Genomic DNA, 17,492 nt, shown 5'->3' on the forward strand with positions numbered 1-17,492 from the left:
AAGGAACTAATATTTCACAATAAATACAAAACAAGAGAAGAAGCAAGAAAGAGCATTATTGAATATATTGTAAGCTTTTATAATTACAAACGTATTCATTCAACCAATAATTATATGTCTCCAATGGCATATGAGAAGCTATATTTTAAGCAACTATCTAACAAGGTGGGTTAGAGCCGTTACCTCGATATAAAAGTAAGGGAAAATCCCTTACTTTTATATCGAGGCCAGCAAGCGAATGCGCGGTAGGGAATTGTTAAAAATCTCAATTTGATTTGTCCATTTTCTTGACATAGTATCATTCCTTCATTAGTTCGGAGATTTATTTACTTTTTTCGATGCTCTCCCCCTAATTTACTACTCACCTCTTTAAGATCAGCATTCTTATAAAAGCTATTTTTCCGGGATTGTGAGGTTAATGCTTCAAGAGTTATTCTTTATTAATTTCACATTTTCCCCAAAGAAATTCTTCAACAAGCAGGAATTCCACTACTATTTAAGGAAATTAACATTAGAAAAGGAGGAATCATAATTGATTAAAAAAGAGCTGACCATTCCAATGAAAATTCTCTGTGACGTCGCATTACTAGATCGTCTACCGCAAAATCATCCTCAAAGAAATAAGGTAGAAATCGATTTTGCTAGGCAATTAGCTGGGTATCGTGGAGAAAAGAATCTGCGTTATCATTTAAACCTACTTCCGGAAAATGAATACCAAATTTTATTCGACCTTCGACTTAGTGTTCTAAATATTGATTTCCAGATTGATTGTCTTCTGCTATCCCCTTATTTCTCCACTATTTTAGAATCCAAAAACATCGCTGGCACCTTAATTTTTAACTCAAAATCCGAACAATGCATACGAATCTATAACGGAAAAGAAGAGGGATTCCCAAATCCAATTCTCCAAGCTGCGAGACATCGGTTACTACTTCAAAAATGGTTGAAACAGCATAAGTTCCCACCGCTTCCAATTGAATCTTTTGTTTCGATAGCCTTCCCTACCACTCTCATCAAATCCACAAATGACGATTATGCCATTTACGAAAAAGTCATTCAAGCTGAAGGTGCAATTCATAAAGTTGATAATATAAAACAGCTGTACAAAAAGGGAGTACTTAAGTCTAATCAGTTAAATGCATTATGTGAAATGCTAATTAATAAGCATTCACCACCAAATATGAATATTCTCGAAAAGTTTGAAATAAATGAAAGAGATTTAGTCAGAGGTGTAAAATGCCCGACTTGTCTATCAACAATAATGAATCGTAAATATGGAACATGGTTTTGCCCACGTTGTCAGACACATTCTAAAACAGCACACGTTCAAACTCTTGTAGACTATTTTCTTCTTTTCGGACCAAGTATAACAAAAAAACAATTTAGTGAGTTCACCCTTCTATCCAATCATAAAACCGCAGCATATTTATTATCCACTTCAACATTACCGAACACTCACCATGGAAATAAAAATTCTTACTACCCACCTTCGACCAATTGGTATTATGAAGATCCACGAATTAAAAAACTTTTATAGTGGTTACAATTGTCCGTTAATCAATAGTAATTATGACATTTGTCACCTGACATTCATGACATCTCTTACTAATCATAAACATCCATTAATAATAGAATAATCTCATAAGCTATGGAGGTGTCGTGGAAATGGTGGAAATTGTAAGTGTTCGGAATGTATCGAAAACATTTCATGAAAAAAAAGCAGTGAGCGATGTTTCTTTTTCCATAAAAAAAGGAGAGGTGGTTGCAATTCTCGGACCGAATGGTGCTGGTAAAACAACCACGATTTCGATGTTACTGGGGTTGCTGCACCCTACAAACGGTGAGATCAAGTTATTTGGTTTAGACCCAGCTGAAAAAAAGGTTCGTGAAAAAATCGGAACCATGCTGCAGGAAGTAAGCGTGATGAATGGGTTAAAAGTAAAGGAGTTGCTGGAGTTAATCAGAAATTATTATCCGAATCCTCTTTCTCTAAAAGAATTGATACATCTAACTGGTTTAACAGAAACAGATTTAAAAACCCGTGCAGAAAAATTATCCGGTGGTCAAAAGCGTAGACTTAGCTTTGCACTCGCTCTTTCAGGAAATCCGGATTTAATTATTTTTGATGAACCGACTGTTGGGATGGATATCACTTCAAGGAATCGCTTTTGGAAAACGATCAACCAGCTGTCCGAACAAGGAAAAACAATTATCTTTACCACTCATTATTTGCAGGAAGCGGATGACATAGCGGAAAGAATATTGTTATTTCACAATGGAGTGATAATTGCGGATGGAACTCCTACTGAAATTAAAGCTAGACTCACAAAACAAGCCGTTTCTTTTACTACAGACGATTTATTTCATTCATTAGAAAGATTGAACAAACATGCTGTTGTAAAAAATATTCATCGAAAAAATGATCGGGTGATTGTTCAAACGGATGATACGGATGCGGTTCTAGCTTTACTTTTTGAGGAAAAAGTAGGAGCACGGCAAATTCAAATTGAAAACGGAAAACTTGAGGAAGCTTTTGAACAGCTGACAAGTGAACACAAGGAGGTTATGTAAAATGAAGATTTTGCGATTGCAATGTAAAGCGGAGATATTACGGGTTTTGCGAAATCCATACTTTGTGTTTTGGTCCTTATTAATGCCTATTGTATTCTATTTTATTTTTACAAAGGTCGTAAACACAGGTGGACCAGATAAAGCTGAATGGCAAGCACATTATCTAATGTCGATGACAGCCTTCAGTGTAATGGGATCCTCGATTATGACGCTTGGGATTAGGATGGTGCAGGAGCGTCAGCAGGGCTGGGCAACTTTCATGAGGTTAACCCCTCTACCTGATACGGTTTACTTTTTTGCACAAATGATGGGGCAATCGGTTATCCACTTATTTTCCATTATTGTTATTTTTACAGTTGGTGCGATTATAAACGGTGTCTCTCTAACGATATCAGAGTGGATTTTCAGCGGAATGTGGATCTTGCTCGCATCCATTCCTTTTCTTGGATTAGGAACACTTATCGGATTAATGAGAAGAGTAGAAACTGCTGCAGGGGTGAGCAATGTTATTTATATGGGCATGGCAATTGCCGGGGGCATGTGGATGCCACTCGAAATCATGCCGAAAATCATGCAGTCTATTGGAAAATGGCTTCCATCCTACAATTTTGGAAATGGCGCGTGGGCGATTGTGCAAGGTAACGCACCTGAATGGAGAAATATTGTAATTCTAATAGCTTATCTCGTCTTGTTCATGCTACTATCAAAATATATTAGAAGAAAACAAGAAGCGGTGTGATCAGATAATGAACAAACTTAAGAAGTTCCGAGTTTTCCCTGAAAGATTCGGATTTTTCCCTTATGTATTTTTAATTTATCTCGCCTTACCCGGATTCTCTTTGTTACAAGAATCTGGCATAAAAATGGGCATCGGATACACTTTACTCATTGTATTCTTCATTACGTATCGTCAGCTATATTTCTGTATGCAAAAACCCAGCTTTACGTATTGGCTAGCAACAGAATTAGTCATTATTCTTATTTTTGGTTTGTTTTACGATCCTAATTATCTATTTATGGGATTCTTCCCAGCTAATTTTATCGGTTGGTATAGTGACAAGAAGAAATTTAATATAGCATTAATTGGGTTAATCATTGTTGAGATCCTTCCTATTATCCTCTCAGGAGTTCTTGCAGATCTAAGCAGATACTTATATTTTGTACCATTTATCATCATAATGCTTATTTCGCCATTTGGAGTAAGGTCTATGAACAGAAGGATGGATCTTGAAAAACAACTAGATCAGGCTAATGAACAAATTAAAGAGCTGGTGAAACGGGAAGAAAGAGTTCGAATCGCCCGTGATCTTCATGATACACTTGGCCACACCCTGTCATTAATTACTTTAAAAAGCCAGCTTGTTGGAAAATTAACAACGATTAACCCTGATCGTGCACAACTGGAGGCAAAAGAGATTGAGCAAACTTCCCGGGCTGCGTTAAAACAAGTCCGCGAGCTTGTTTCCCAAATGAGAGCGATAAGAGTGACAGAGGAGTTAACGGAGGTTCGGGAGATTTTTCAAGCAGCGGGAATTGCTTATCATTTTCAAGGTGATTCAGAATTACAGGATGTTCCTCTCCTTACACAAAACATGATAAGTATGTGTTTAAAGGAAGCAGCGACAAATGTAGTGAAACACAGCAAAGCACGCAATTGTTTCATTACTATCTCCTCTTCTCTTGAAAACATTAAAATTATGATAAAAGATGATGGAATTGGACTTTCGAATCTATATATAAGTGGAAATGGTATCAAAGGAATGGAAGAGCGACTAGCCCTTATTGATGGGACGATTACATTAACGAACGTAGATGGTGCCGTTTTAGAAATGGTTGTTCCGCTTGTACAGAAAAAAGAGAAGGAAGGTGCTGCCATTTGATTCGCATTTTTATCGCAGAAGACCAGCGTATGTTGCTCGGTGCACTAGGTTCCCTCCTTGATTTAGAAGAAGATATGGAGGTTATTGGGCAGGCCTTAAATGGAGAAGAAGCATTAACCTCTATCATAAAACTTCAGCCGGATATATGCTTAATGGATATTGAGATGCCTTTAAAAAGCGGTCTTGAAGTAGCTGAGGCATTAAAAAAATTAGATCTATCATGTAAAATTATTATTTTAACAACCTTCGCCCGTCCTGGTTACTTTGAGCGTGCCGTTAAAATCGGAGTAGATGGATATTTATTAAAGGATGGTTCGATTGATGAACTTGCAGATGCAATTCGTAATGTAATGACTGGAAAGCGAATATTTTCACAGGAGCTTATGTTTGATGTTATACGTGAGGAAAATCCGTTAACATCTAGAGAGCAGGAAATTTTGAAATTAGCTTCTGAAGGAAAAACAACAAAGGAAATTACCTCCATTCTATTTCTATCCTCTGGAACTGTTCGAAACTATATGTCGGAAATTCTGCAAAAATTAAATGCAAAAAATAGAATTGAGGCGATTAGTATTGCTGAGGAAAAAGGATGGATCTGAATGAAATGGAAAATAGCCATTGTCTCTATTATTTTTATTCCTATTCTTGTAATCTGTATTCTTTTTATCAAGTTTGAAAAACTCCCTGTATATACTTTTAAAGGTCAGAACCTTTATTATCAACATATTATTTTTAAGACGGATACAGATCTGTTCAAAAAATATGTAAATGAAAATCTCCAAACGGATGGTGTCATTGGGAAAACAGCAGACAGTAAGTTTTTTTGGTTTAAAACAACCGTCTATAAAGTAAAAGGGTTTGATAAGAATGATGTTGTTATTATCCGTGGCTTAATGTTTGATGATATTTTAAAAAGACAAAAAGACTGATGAAATCTCTCATCAGTCTCTTCTATTTGTCTAACTTCTGCTCCTATCAACTAGCAAACTTCCGGTCTTCTCTCTAAGATAAGTCAACATCGGCTCCTGAAAAACCTCGCCGTGTTTCCTTTATCTCAGTCGAAGCCCTACAGGTGAAATTAAAGTGCAAATTTCACTCGTTTGTACGTCGATGAACAGTCGCCTACGCTTTTCTATTTATGATGCATTTTAAACTCTAAAAATAACTCATTGTAGTGAGCTAGCATTTTCTTCCCAAGGTTTTTGTATACTTCAAGATTCTTCGTTTTTGTTAAATCTGGGTAAAAACGCTTGTCATTCGCTATTTCCTTTGGCAAATACTCCATCGCCTTTTTATTCGGAGTTGAGTAGCCAACGTATTCAGCATTTTTTGCAGCATTTTTAGGATCGAGCATAAAATTAATGAATTTATGAGCACCATCAACATTTTTGGCGGTTTTTGGAATGACCATATTGTCAAACCATAGATTAGAACCTTCCTTCGGCACTACATAATCAAGCTTATCATTCTGATCGATGATTTCTGAAGCATCTCCAGACCAAACTACACCAACCGCCGCTTCCTCATTAGCAAGCAGCATTTTAATCTCATCTCCAACAATCGCTTTAATGTTAGGAGTCAACGTTGCCAACTTACTTTTTGCTTGCTGAAGATGAGCTTCATTCGTATCATTCAAAGAATAGTGTAGGCTGTTGAGCCCCATTCCCATTACTTCCCTTGCACCATCAACTAAAAGGATTTGATTGCGAAGATCCTTACTCCATAAGTCATTCCAGCTCGTTAATTTTTTGCCGCCAAGCATGGAAGAATTATAGACTAGACCAACCGTCCCCCAAAAGTATGGAATGGAGTATTTATTATTTGGATCAAAGGACAGATTCATGAAATGTGGATCAATATATTTCAAGTTTGGTAGCTTCGAATGATCTATCGGAAGTAGCATATGTTCCTTTTTCATTTTATCCACTGCGTATTCAGAAGGTACGGCCACATCAAAAGTGGTACCTCCTTGAGCAAGCTTCGTCATCATCGCTTCATTTGAATCAAAGGTTTGATAAATGACTTTAATCCCTGTTTGCTTTTCAAACTTTTTAATTAAAGATGGGTCAATATAATCTCCCCAGTTATAAATCGTTAGCGTGTTTCCACCCGAAAATCCTTGAGTGGCATTAAGACGCGACACTAAAAACATCAATGCGAACGATACAACAAATATAATGATAAAAAAACGTGTGAGCGACTTCATTTCTTAACCCCCATTCCACTTGGGCGATTATTCCGTTGGTTAATAAAGTAATACCCGATAACAAGAATAATAGTAAACAAGAAAATAAGGGTTGAAAGAGCATTAATCGATAAGGAAATCCCTTGTCTTGCTCGTGAATAAATCTCCACGGAAAGCGTAGAGAAGCCGTTTCCTGTTACGAAAAAAGTTACCGAAAAATCATCAAGCGAATACGTAAGAGCCATAAAGAATCCAGCGAAAATTCCTGGGGTTATGAAAGGCAATATTACCTTTGTTAACACTTGCCACTGGCTCGCTCCTAAGTCTCTTGCAGCATCAATAAGTGTTGAACTCATCTCTTGCAATTTCGGCAGAACCATGATGACGACTATCGGAACACTAAACGCGATATGTGATAATAATACCGATGAAAAGCCTAATTTTATGCCAACAATCGTAAATAAGATTAAGAAGGAAGCACCGATGATTACATCGGGACTTACAATTAATACATTATTCAAGGTAAGTAATGTATTTTGGGTTTGTCGTCTTTTTACATATGTGATAGCAAGCGCCCCAGCTACACCTAATATTGTCGAAAGTGCTGCGGATAAAAGGGCAATAATAACTGTGTTTATTACAATAATAATAAGCCGTGTATCTTGAAAAACATCTTTATACCACTTTAGTGTGAAACCATGAAATCCATGCATCGTTTCTCCACTATTGAATGAATAGAACATTAAATAAAAAATCGGAGCATACAGGATAATAAATATGATAATCAAATATAAATTCGATAGTTTCTTTTTGCTGTTTTTCATATTATATCCCTCGCTTCCGAATTCCTGTTACAGCCATGATAATCGCCATCAAGATGATAAGGAAAACGGCAATGGTTGAACCCATACCCCAATCCTGTGTAACAAGAAAATGTTCTTCAATCGCTGTACCCAATGTAATAACGCGGTTACCCGCAATTAGTCGAGTAATCATAAATAGTGAAAGTGCCGGAATAAAGACGGCTTGACACCCAGATTTTACCCCATCAATAGTTAACGGGAAAATAACCCTTTTAAAAGTGGTCCATGCGGATGCGCCAAGATCCCTTGAAGCATCAACAAGTGAAGGATTCAATTCTTCCAACGAATTAAAGATTGGTAAAATCATAAATGGAATAAAGATATACACCGATACAAAAATAAAACTGAAATCGGTAAATAATATTTGCTTTGCCCCAATTCCAAGGAGCTTTAACAAAGAATTTGCTGTGCCATATGTTCCAAAAATACCAAGAAAAGCATAAGCCTTTAGAAGCAAGTTAATCCATGTTGGCAAGATAATTAATAATAGCCATAGATGTTTGTGCTTTGTTTTTGTTAATAAATAGGCAGTTGGATAGGAAATCAACAAACAAAAGGCAGTAATCAATAATGCATACCAAAAGGAGCTTAACGTCATTTGCATATATACCTTTGTAAAGAAATGACGATAGTTCGCGAACGTAAAATGACCCTCAATATCGAAAAAGGAATAATACACAATCAAAAGAATCGGAGCAACCACAAAGAGCACAATCCAAAGTACATAAGGAATCAAATAAAAATTACGTGTTCTACTTTTCATGGCCAGCCTCATTATACGCTTCGAGACGTTTATCAAATTCTTCCTCTGTCTCTCCAAATCTCATGACGTGGATCGCTTCTGGATCGAAATCTAGCCCAATCTCATCCCCTACTACTGCTTTTTTCGTCGAATGGACAAGCCACTCATTACCCGCTTCATCAAAGCAGCATATTTCATAATGAACACCACGGAAGAGCTGAGAATCTACACGAACCTGTAGTTTCCCTTGGTCTTTCTTCGTAATTTCTAAATCCTCTGGACGAATAACTACTTCAATAGCTTCATTTGACCTTAATCCTTGATCCACACATTCAAACGTTTTTCCTACGAATTCTACTTGAAAATCTTCTACCATTTTACCTGCAACAATATTGGACTCCCCGATAAAATCAGCCACAAAACGATTGATTGGCTCATCATATATATCTATTGGTGTTCCACTTTGTTGAATTTTTCCTTTATTGATAACAAAAATCTCATCGGACATGGCAAGTGCTTCTTCTTGATCATGCGTGACGAAGATAAAAGTAATTCCTAATCGTTGCTGCAATTCTCTTAACTCATACTGCATTTCGGTGCGCAGCTTTAAGTCCAATGCAGAAAGAGGCTCATCCAATAAAATCACCTGAGGTTCATTCACAATCGCGCGCGCAATGGCGACACGCTGCTTTTGCCCTCCTGACATTTCCCTAATTTCACGAGTTTCATAACCTTCGAGATTGACAAAGCGAAGTGCCTCTTTGACTTTAGCTGTGATCTCACTATTTTTCATTTTTTTAATCCGCAATCCAAAGGCTACATTTTCAAAGACATTTAAATGTGGAAAAAGTGCATAATCTTGAAAAACAGTGTTCACTTGACGCTGATTTGCTGAAAGCTGATTAATGATCTTCCCATCAAAATAAATTTCGCCTTGAGTTGGCTCTATAAATCCCGCAATCAACCTTAAGATCGTTGTTTTTCCGCATCCTGATGGACCAAGTAATGTATAAAATTTCCCTCGCTCAATTTCAAAGCTAACATCATCTAATACAGCAGGGTCATCATCATATTGCTTAGTCACTCCTTCAAAGCGAATAATCGTTTGTTCTACCATATAAGACACCTCCTTATAAATACGAATCTGTTGCTACAAGCAGCAATTCAGACTCTCCGTTATAGTCATTGCTAATTTGATGTATATCTGAAGCATGGAAGTAAATCACTTCGCCTGCTTTTGCATAATATATTTCTCTACCAAGCTGTACCTTTATTTTCCCTTTCAATACATAGGCAAACGTTTCTGAAAGTGATGGCTCGAATTGTTTGAATTCCCCTTCTTCCTGAAAGGTAAGGCGAATTGGCTCCATTTCCTTCTCATTTGATTCCGGAACAAGCCACTGGATATGGTAACCACGTTCTTCATCAATGAAATCGGTGAGATCTTCTTCCCCATACACAACCTTCTGTTCTCTTTCCTCTTCATCGAAGAACTGCTTAGGTGTGCAACCCAAAACTTCGAGTATGTTGAAAAAAGTTTCAATAGAAGGCGAGCTTAGGTCACGTTCTATTTGCGAAATATAACCTTTGCTTAAATCTGTCCGTTCCCCTAGTTCTTCTTGCGTCAGACCTTTTTTTAAACGCAGATTTTTAATTTTTTTCCCAAATTGCATTGTATGACCTTCCATCATGTTTATTAATACTAAACTTAAAGTCAATAAAGTTTATATATAGTAAACTTACAGTTTACTATTACCAATAAAATATTATATCTAACTATCGGAAAATTACAATGACTTTTTCGAAAGAATTTTATGGTAATAACTTTTCGCTATCTGTAGATGATTTGGGAATATGTGTTAAAATATTAACATTAGGAATTTTCAGTGTAGTGTTTCTTAATTTGGAGGAGGAACAGCAATTTGACTAAGAATGCACCCAGCCCACAAATAGTAATAGACAATACAATCTCACTCATGGATAAACCTATAAACATATCTTTCAAAGGACTAAATTCTAATCAAAAATATCGCATTGTCTTAAAAAGACGATCTGTAACATTACAAAATATTATTTACCGTAAATCAGAAGCAGATTTTATCGCGGATGAGAACGGCTGCATTTTTCTAGATAAACAAAGTCCCATTTCTGGATCCTATTCAGTTATTGATCCTATGGGTTTATTTTGGTCGATGGAGATTATCGAGAAAAGAGAAAATATTAATGAGCCATACGTTAAATTAGCACCGCATGAGTTCCAACTAATAGTTGAACAAGAAGGATTTGTCATAGCAGAAGAAAGCATAATCCGTTTATGGCATGACCCAAATATTTTATCTACCCCTGTAAGGGAAAATGGTTTGGTCGGTACATTGTTTCACCAACAAAATTCGGAACCTCGCCCAGGAATTATTATCTTAGGAGGTTCTGAGGGAGGAATCTATGAATTTCCAGCTGGACTGCTTGCCTCACACGGGTTTAATGTACTAGCCCTAGGTTATTTCGGAATCGAATCGCTCCCAGATCAATTAGTAAACATTCCACTTGAGTATATAAAAGACGCAATTCATTGGATGTTAGATAGAAATGATGTATTTACTGGATGGTTAGGAATACACGGAACATCAAGGGGAGGAGAACTTGCCTTATGGTCTGCAAGTATATTTCCAGAAATCAAAGCTGTTGTTTCGTTAAATGGATCATCTATTTCCTACGCTGGGATTGTTCCATGGTCAGATTCACCCTCTCTCCCTCCAGCATGGATATTTAAAGACAAACCATTACCATATGCCTCACCTAAAAATCCAGTGGAGATTGCACTTGCATGTAAAGAAATGTGGTATAGAAACGAGAACCCATTGCCAATTTGGTATAATGCCCTTTGCTCCGATAGAGATGTTCTTGAAAATGCCATTATTCCTGTTGAAAATATACAAGGAGAAATTTTACTGATATCAGGAGAAAAAGACGCTAACTTTGATTCAGAATGGGCAAATATGAAAGCGATCCAGCGCTTAAAAAGATATAACCATCCTTATGCGTATAAACAAGTCGTATATCCAGGGGCAGGTCATGAAATCAGCTTTCCTTACATCCCCATCCTTGCCAATACATTTTTCGGCGGGAACAAAAAGGATACTGTTAAGGCGAGCAAAGATTCTTGGTTTAAGACCATTACTTTTTTTAAAGATAGTTTTTATAAAACTACTAAAATTTCAATTGATTTCTATTGACCAAGTTTTTCATTTTCAATAATTTATGAATTTCTAAAACAGCCTATTACTATAGATTGCTATCGCGAAATCCCTTTTCCCTTTAAGCAGATAACTTCCAATAAAACATTTCAATTTCAATATTTTGGAGGATTCATCATGATCAAAGCTATCTTTTTTGACCTGTACGAGACCCTCATTACCGAGTGGGAAAATGGAGAAAGAAAAGCTACACATAGTGTGGAACTTCTTGGAATACACGAGGATACTTTCAAGAAAGAATGGAACAATCGAGTAGATAAAAGAATGGATGGAACTTTTGAAAATTACCAATGTGTATTAGTGGATATTTTACAATCACTAAAAATGTCCATTGACGAAAATGTGCTTGAAATAGTTGAAAAAGAGAGAGCCAAAGCAAAAGCCGTTCCTTTTGAGAACATTAACGAATCTATCATTGATGTACTTCATCAGTTGAAAACCGAAGGAATAAAAATCGGTCTTATTAGTAATTGCACACCTGAAGAGATTACAGCTTGGGAAACTAGTAAACTAGCAGGATTTTTCGATGATGTTATATTCTCGTACAAAGTAAAGTGTTCAAAACCGAATCCTGAAATTTATCTTACTGCTTGTCGAAATCTAAAAATCACCCCAGAAAACTCTATTTTTATTGGAGATGGCGGCTCCAATGAGCTACAAGGTGCTACCGATGTTGGAATGAAAGCCTATCATGCAACGTGGTTCCAACCTGAATGGATGGTAAATGAAAAAAACTTGGGGTTCCCGCAATTAAAGCACCCTTTTGAGCTATTAAAATTAATCAAATCAATGGTTTAAGGAGGATTAAAATGAAGGAAAAGGAATTATTTGACTTTTTTGTATCAGAAGCAGAAAAACCCTTCTCCGGCTGGGATTTTTCCTATATAACGGACACGGGGAGAATGGCTAGTGAACCAATGACATGGAACTATACAAGTGAAATTTTAGATAAGCTCAGAAAGGCAGATTCCCTTCTTGATATGGGAACTGGGGGCGGAGAATATTTGTCAAAATTACAGCCGCTTCCACGCAATACATTTGCAACGGAAGGGTATGAACCAAATGTTCCGGTTGCCCGAAATCGCTTGGAACCATTAGGGGTTAAAGTGATAGAAGTAAAAGATGATAACCACTTACCTTTTGATAATGAACAGTTTGATCTGGTTATCAATAAGCATGAATCCTATTCTGTTTCTGAGCTTTATAGGATATTAAAGCCTGGCAGCCATTTTGTTACCCAACAAGTTGGCGGCAAAGACCATTTGGATTTAAACAAAGCATTAGGGGCAATCGAAGACATTGGTTACTCTCATTGGAATTTACATTATGCCGTTCAAGAATTGAAAAGCGCCGGATTTAGCATTATCAAAAGTCTAGAACAATTTCCGTATACAAGGTTTTATGATGTAGGAGCACTGATCTATTATTTAAGTGCCATCCCTTGGCAAATTCCGGACTTCTCTGTTCAGAAGTACTTTGACAAACTATTGCAGATTCATTATCAAATTCAGGAACATGGTTTTATCGAGTTTAAAGAGCATAGGTTTTTTATTATAGCTGTGAAATAACTATCATATCAATTTCGAATTTTTGCAAGGAGCACAGTGGATAGAACTAATTAAAACACAAGGATTATAGACAATTTATGTGTTTCCCTGTGGGGCATTTCCGTCTTCTCCCACATGAAGGACACTTTATTCCACTTCTCCTTGGGTTTTGTCCTTCACAAACCCTGTGAGGGACACTTTATTCTATTTCGCTTTGTGTTTTGTCCTTCATCCACCTTGTGAAGGACACTTTATTCCGCTTCTCTTTGTGTTTTGTCCTTCATCCATCTTATGAAGGACACTTTATTCTAGTTCTCTTTGTGGTTTGTCCTTCATCCATTTTGTGAAGGACACTTTATTCTATTTCTCTTTGTTTTTTTCCCTCATCCATCTTGTGAAGGACACTTTATTCCACTTCGCTTTGTGTTTTGTCCTTCATCCACCTTGTGAAGGACACTTTATTCCACTTCTCCTTGGGTTTTGTCCTTCACAAACCCTGTGAAGGACACCTTATTCCACTTCGCTTTGTGTTTTGTCCTTCATAAACCGTACGAAGGACATTTTGTTCGAATACCTTCGAGCTATATCCTCCATTCCCTATTTGATAAAATGCTACCCTTTATTCTCCTACCCAGTGATACTTTTTTCGCACAATTACTGCTCACTTTTTACCTCATATCGTTGAATTAACTCAAACGGTCTTACTTTAAATGCTTCATAAGGTATATAGTTCGGATTTATTGCATCTAGCAATCTTGATTTAAAATGTGGGCGATTCACCCATCGATCAACATTTTGTTCATCCACTTTTGCAAAAAGAACTTCGGCCGTTTCGGTTTCATCCGGTCTAGGTGTACCCGATATATATTCACCACGGAAAACAATGCAGAAAATCCCGCTTGTTAAGCTTTGATAGACACCAGTAATCCCATTTAATTTCACTTCGACACCAGTCTCCTCCATGATTTCTCTGCGAATGGCGTCATCAAGGCGCTCCCCTTCCTCGACTTGACCGCCAGGCATTTCATATGTATCAGAACGATGATGGTTTTTAACTAATAGAACTTCACCCTTTTCATTCGTAATATATCCGCTAACCGAGACAATATGTTTTGGTTCATGGTAATTTCCGGTTGGGGCTAAGTATTCTTGGTAACTTTCCAAATACAAATTCCCTAGTTCTTTTCTTTTTTGCTGGGCTAGTCTATGTAATTCAGATTCTCTTATTTTCTCTTCAATTTCATGATAATGTTCTTGGCTTTCATATTCCCAGATCGCCATGATTTCATCTTGCTTTTCGTTGACCCACCTACCAATCAATTTTGCACCATGCTTCATTTGGTTAGGATAAAGATACTTGTGGAAAAAATCAGTAAATACCTGGACTTTTTCTGGTGAAACCTTATATACCTTTTTACGAAAAAACGCCATAATATCCTCCTGAATATTCTGTTAAATTTATACAATAAGTATTTCCAACTTTTTCATGTTTGTCAAATTATTTTGCATCGGAAAATATTGATGCTCCTAGTTTTATATGCTAATATTTTCTTAATAAAACATATACATAACACAGTAACTGACGACAAACGTGGAATCAACCACAAGGGAGCTGTGTTTTTTATAGAGTCGGGTCGTCTGGGCAGAGATAAGGAGGTATCACCATCCTTGTCTCTTTTATTATTTTAAGGGGGATTTTAACATGGAAAACCTTATATTGGACGGAAATGTAGTGGCTCAAAAAGTAAAGGATAGTTTAAAAGAAAGAGTAGCAGATCTAGTAAACAAAGGGGTAACACCAAGGTTAGCAACGATTTTAGTAGGGGACGATCCATCTTCGGAAACCTATGTAAGGATGAAGGGAAATGCCTGTGAAAAAATCGGTATCCAATCAATGAGAATACACATGCCAAAAGAAACAACTACAGAAGAGCTTTTGGATAAAATTAATGAATTAAATGCGGCCGAAACTGTTCATGGTATTCTTCTTCAACATCCTGTACCTTCTCATATTGACGAACGTAAGGCCTTTGAATCGATTGATATTCACAAAGATGTAGATGGTGTCACGAGCCTTGGATATGGTCAAACTGCTTTTGGGTTCGGAAAATATCCTTCCTGCACTCCGGCTGCTATCATGGAAATCTTAAATTATTACAATATTCCAGTCGAAGGTAAACATGCCGTAGTCATCGGCAGAAGTCCTATTTTAGGGAAACCTGTTTCTGCCTTACTTTTAAATAAAAATGCGACAGTAACAACATGTCACTCTCGAACTACTAATTTAGCTGATGTGGTTAGATTAGGTGATATTGTGGTAGCCGCTGTTGGAAAACCTAAATTTATTCAAGGAGATTGGATTAAAGAAGGTGCTATCGTACTTGATGCTGGCTATAACAAAGGCAATATTGGTGATGTTGATTATGATGCCTGTCTGGAATATACCAGTGCTATCACACCAGTTCCCGGTGGTGTTGGGCCAGTCACGATTTCGATGTTACTGAAGCATACGGTGGATGCTGCTGAAGAAACGATTAATAAGTAATGGTGGCCTTCTATGGTTAATAAGCCAAACAAACTCGCCAATTGGCGAGTTTTCTTTTTTGCAGAATTCGGGTCTTTCATCAACGAAAGCCCACGTTCATTAAGGTGGCATTTTTAAGTGAAGCATTTAATGTATTAATAATTTTATTATTATCAAAGCCCCAATAGTAGCCATTACTATCCATTACGATGTTATCGTCTATTATCCAAAGGCTACCGCCATAGGTAACATTATCTTTTGTTCTAATTAACAGTTTTTTGTATTGCTCATGTTGAGTTTGAGAAGGATAGTTATTTGGTTCAATTTCTGAGAATTTTTTCATCTTTGACACATTCTCTACAATCTTTATAACAGTATCTCTTTTCTTAATTTCATATGAATTATTTTCAGTTAGAACAATTATATCCTTTATATCGTTTTTGGAAAGATTAAAGCCCCAGATTGTTATATGTTTTTGCTGATACTGATAATAAAATAAAGAAACAATAATCATTAAAACAATTATTGATAAAACACGCCTTCTCTCTAATGTCATATTATCCACCCGGAATTCGTTAATTTCTAAATATTCACTCTTTATATTATCATAAAAATTATTAATAACCTACGAGATTTTTATTTAACAAAACTGTCCTAGCCTCCCTTATTAAAGAAAAGCGCGCAGATATTATCTATTTGAAATAAAAAGGTTATACAATTCTTAATTTTATGTATAATTAAATTAGTGAATTTGTTATATTAAGGAAGAAAAAATGTTCCTGAAAAGAAAGGGGAGGTTTTATTGAAAAAAGTTATTGTACCGTTCTTCATTTTTTTAGCCATAATTATCTTTGCTTTATTTCAGAATGGTTTTAAAGAAAAACAAGCAAATGCTAAGTCACTAAGTACAGAAGAAAAAATTGAACAGTTTATTGGTGCCACCACTAAGAACGAGAAGATAAAATCTATTGAAACTAAGGTTACACTAAATAAGGACTATTCGGCATTACTATTTGTTCAGAACAATAATAATGTAGGGTACGCTATCATGAAGAACGACAAACCTGTGACTGTTACACATGGAGACAACAAACAATCAGAAGACCAATTTAAAAAATATTTCATTGTTTACGGAGAAAAGCCAACTCCATCAAATACTAAACTAACAGTTAATATCGATCTTGGAAATAACAGAGAGGATATAGAGAAATCCTTTGAATTACAGGGTGGAAAGTATTACCTTTGTTTTTCGAAACTACCGAAAGACGTTCAAAATGCTAAAGTTGGACATGATGATTATGTATTTGAATAATCTATGTCTAAAATGATTTATACTATTGAAGAGACAGGAAAGCATGGCTATTCTATATGCGAATTGCTATGCTATTTTTTGTTCTATTTCCTAAGCATATTCTGATTTTGTGATTCAAAAGAGCACGTCTTAATCTTATACGATGTCCCTTTTATTTTTGTATCTCTATGATTGCATTTGAAGGCTTAAAACCATCTTTATTTCCGTGCACCAAATGTCCATATTTTGTTGGTATTTTGACATACTGAACTACTTTATTCTTATCAAGAAATACAAGTAAATATATATCATCTCGATAATCTATATTAGTTGGATCTTTAAATTTAACACCCAGCTGCTTATTTATAGTTTTTTGATCAGTGTAAGGAGTTATTAGATATGCTTTATCCCAATCGAAGTTCGTTAGGGAATTTAAGTCTATTTCCGTCACGCTATTTTTTCCTAAAGCAGAAATTATAGATTTCTCTAATTCTTTATTATGCATACCAATTACTTGCGAACAACTTACTAGAAAAACTAGTGAAAAACATATCAGAAATACAAATTTCTTCAATATACCACCTCTATTTATTGTACCTAAAAACCATTGGTCGTGTTTTGAGAACAAATAGCTT

At 36.1% G+C, this 17,492-nt stretch carries 20 protein-coding genes and 1 riboswitch; of the genes, 12 read left to right on the top strand and 8 right to left on the bottom strand.

The window, feature by feature from the left end; translation table 11 throughout:
* The 7 genes from AC3WJF_RS12870 to AC3WJF_RS12900 form a co-directional block, all read left to right on the top strand.
* Positions 1 to 174, top strand: a 174-nt coding sequence (locus AC3WJF_RS12870) for an IS3 family transposase (RefSeq protein WP_492452889.1), incomplete at its 5' end; no start/stop codon positions are given.
* 358 nt (positions 175 to 532) lie between these two features.
* Complete coding sequence (locus tag AC3WJF_RS12875) at positions 533 to 1,537, top strand: nuclease-related domain-containing protein (RefSeq protein ID WP_492452769.1); 1,005 nt, start codon at positions 533 to 535, stop codon at positions 1,535 to 1,537.
* Between the two features lie 128 nt (positions 1,538 to 1,665).
* Complete coding sequence (locus tag AC3WJF_RS12880) at positions 1,666 to 2,571, top strand: ABC transporter ATP-binding protein (RefSeq protein WP_492452771.1); 906 nt, start codon at positions 1,666 to 1,668, stop codon at positions 2,569 to 2,571.
* A 1-nt stretch (position 2,572) separates the two neighbouring features.
* On the top strand, positions 2,573 to 3,310 hold the full coding sequence (locus AC3WJF_RS12885; RefSeq protein WP_492452772.1) for an ABC transporter permease: 738 nt from the start codon (positions 2,573 to 2,575) through the stop codon (positions 3,308 to 3,310).
* Positions 3,311 to 3,317: 7 nt separating this feature from the next.
* The gene (locus AC3WJF_RS12890) at positions 3,318 to 4,451 is read left to right on the top strand and encodes a sensor histidine kinase (protein ID WP_492452774.1); all 1,134 of its coding nucleotides are present in this window, start codon (positions 3,318 to 3,320) and stop codon (positions 4,449 to 4,451) included.
* On the top strand, positions 4,448 to 5,050 hold the full coding sequence (locus tag AC3WJF_RS12895; protein WP_492452775.1) for a response regulator transcription factor: 603 nt from the start codon (positions 4,448 to 4,450) through the stop codon (positions 5,048 to 5,050). The genes AC3WJF_RS12890 and AC3WJF_RS12895 overlap by 4 nt, the downstream gene beginning before the upstream one ends.
* Positions 5,051 to 5,380: a hypothetical protein gene (locus AC3WJF_RS12900; protein WP_492452777.1), complete on the top strand. Its 330-nt coding sequence runs from the start codon at positions 5,051 to 5,053 to the stop codon at positions 5,378 to 5,380.
* A gap of 203 nt (positions 5,381 to 5,583) precedes the next feature.
* On the opposite strand, the gene AC3WJF_RS12905 is transcribed toward AC3WJF_RS12900, so the two are convergent.
* The 5 genes from AC3WJF_RS12905 to AC3WJF_RS12925 are packed head-to-tail and all read right to left on the bottom strand — an operon-like array spanning position 5,584 to position 9,914.
* Positions 5,584 to 6,657 (bottom strand): ABC transporter substrate-binding protein, encoded by a 1,074-nt coding sequence (locus tag AC3WJF_RS12905; protein ID WP_492452779.1) that lies wholly within the window; start codon positions 6,655 to 6,657, stop codon positions 5,584 to 5,586.
* The gene (locus tag AC3WJF_RS12910; protein ID WP_492452780.1) at positions 6,654 to 7,460 is read right to left on the bottom strand and encodes an ABC transporter permease; all 807 of its coding nucleotides are present in this window, start codon (positions 7,458 to 7,460) and stop codon (positions 6,654 to 6,656) included. The genes AC3WJF_RS12905 and AC3WJF_RS12910 overlap by 4 nt, the downstream gene beginning before the upstream one ends.
* Before the next feature lies 1 nt (position 7,461).
* Positions 7,462 to 8,262 (bottom strand): ABC transporter permease, encoded by an 801-nt coding sequence (locus AC3WJF_RS12915; protein ID WP_492452781.1) that lies wholly within the window; start codon positions 8,260 to 8,262, stop codon positions 7,462 to 7,464.
* Positions 8,252 to 9,358, bottom strand: coding sequence for an ABC transporter ATP-binding protein (locus AC3WJF_RS12920; protein WP_492452783.1), 1,107 nt, complete (start codon positions 9,356 to 9,358; stop codon positions 8,252 to 8,254). Before AC3WJF_RS12920 ends, AC3WJF_RS12915 begins: the two co-directional genes overlap by 11 nt.
* Positions 9,359 to 9,371: 13 nt before the next feature.
* Positions 9,372 to 9,914, bottom strand: coding sequence for a helix-turn-helix domain-containing protein (locus AC3WJF_RS12925; RefSeq protein ID WP_492452785.1), 543 nt, complete (start codon positions 9,912 to 9,914; stop codon positions 9,372 to 9,374).
* A gap of 249 nt (positions 9,915 to 10,163) precedes the next feature.
* Here AC3WJF_RS12925 and AC3WJF_RS12930 point away from each other — a divergent pair, with 249 nt between their 5' ends.
* The 3 genes from AC3WJF_RS12930 to AC3WJF_RS12940 all read left to right on the top strand — a co-directional run bounded on the left by AC3WJF_RS12930 (position 10,164) and on the right by AC3WJF_RS12940 (position 13,063).
* Positions 10,164 to 11,474 (top strand): acyl-CoA thioesterase/bile acid-CoA:amino acid N-acyltransferase family protein, encoded by a 1,311-nt coding sequence (locus tag AC3WJF_RS12930; RefSeq protein WP_492452787.1) that lies wholly within the window; start codon positions 10,164 to 10,166, stop codon positions 11,472 to 11,474.
* 138 nt (positions 11,475 to 11,612) lie between these two features.
* Positions 11,613 to 12,293 (top strand): HAD family hydrolase, encoded by a 681-nt coding sequence (locus AC3WJF_RS12935; protein WP_492452789.1) that lies wholly within the window; start codon positions 11,613 to 11,615, stop codon positions 12,291 to 12,293.
* Between the two features lie 11 nt (positions 12,294 to 12,304).
* Positions 12,305 to 13,063 (top strand): class I SAM-dependent methyltransferase, encoded by a 759-nt coding sequence (locus AC3WJF_RS12940; protein ID WP_492452791.1) that lies wholly within the window; start codon positions 12,305 to 12,307, stop codon positions 13,061 to 13,063.
* 633 nt (positions 13,064 to 13,696) lie between these two features.
* On the opposite strand, the gene AC3WJF_RS12945 is transcribed toward AC3WJF_RS12940, so the two are convergent.
* Entirely contained in the window at positions 13,697 to 14,473 is a 777-nt protein-coding gene (locus AC3WJF_RS12945; protein WP_492452792.1) for an NUDIX hydrolase, read from the bottom strand.
* A 134-nt stretch (positions 14,474 to 14,607) separates the two neighbouring features.
* Positions 14,608 to 14,693, top strand: a riboswitch (ZMP/ZTP riboswitch).
* 51 nt (positions 14,694 to 14,744) lie between these two features.
* Here AC3WJF_RS12945 and AC3WJF_RS12950 point away from each other — a divergent pair.
* Entirely contained in the window at positions 14,745 to 15,587 is an 843-nt protein-coding gene (locus tag AC3WJF_RS12950; RefSeq protein WP_492452794.1) for a bifunctional 5,10-methylenetetrahydrofolate dehydrogenase/5,10-methenyltetrahydrofolate cyclohydrolase, read from the top strand.
* 79 nt (positions 15,588 to 15,666) lie between these two features.
* Here the strand turns inward: AC3WJF_RS12950 and AC3WJF_RS12955 are convergent, their stop codons facing one another.
* Positions 15,667 to 16,122 carry a hypothetical protein gene (locus AC3WJF_RS12955; RefSeq protein WP_492452796.1) on the bottom strand — a complete coding sequence of 152 codons (456 nt, stop codon included), beginning with the start codon at positions 16,120 to 16,122 and terminating at the stop codon, positions 15,667 to 15,669.
* A gap of 246 nt (positions 16,123 to 16,368) precedes the next feature.
* On the opposite strand from AC3WJF_RS12955, the gene AC3WJF_RS12960 reads away from it, so the two are divergent.
* Positions 16,369 to 16,878 (top strand): hypothetical protein, encoded by a 510-nt coding sequence (locus tag AC3WJF_RS12960; protein WP_492452798.1) that lies wholly within the window; start codon positions 16,369 to 16,371, stop codon positions 16,876 to 16,878.
* A 151-nt stretch (positions 16,879 to 17,029) separates the two neighbouring features.
* On the opposite strand, the gene AC3WJF_RS12965 is transcribed toward AC3WJF_RS12960, so the two are convergent.
* The gene (locus AC3WJF_RS12965; protein ID WP_492452800.1) at positions 17,030 to 17,431 is read right to left on the bottom strand and encodes a hypothetical protein; all 402 of its coding nucleotides are present in this window, start codon (positions 17,429 to 17,431) and stop codon (positions 17,030 to 17,032) included.
* Positions 17,432 to 17,492 lie beyond the last annotated feature (61 nt).

Source organism: Heyndrickxia sp. FW510-T9, from assembly GCF_058781025.1.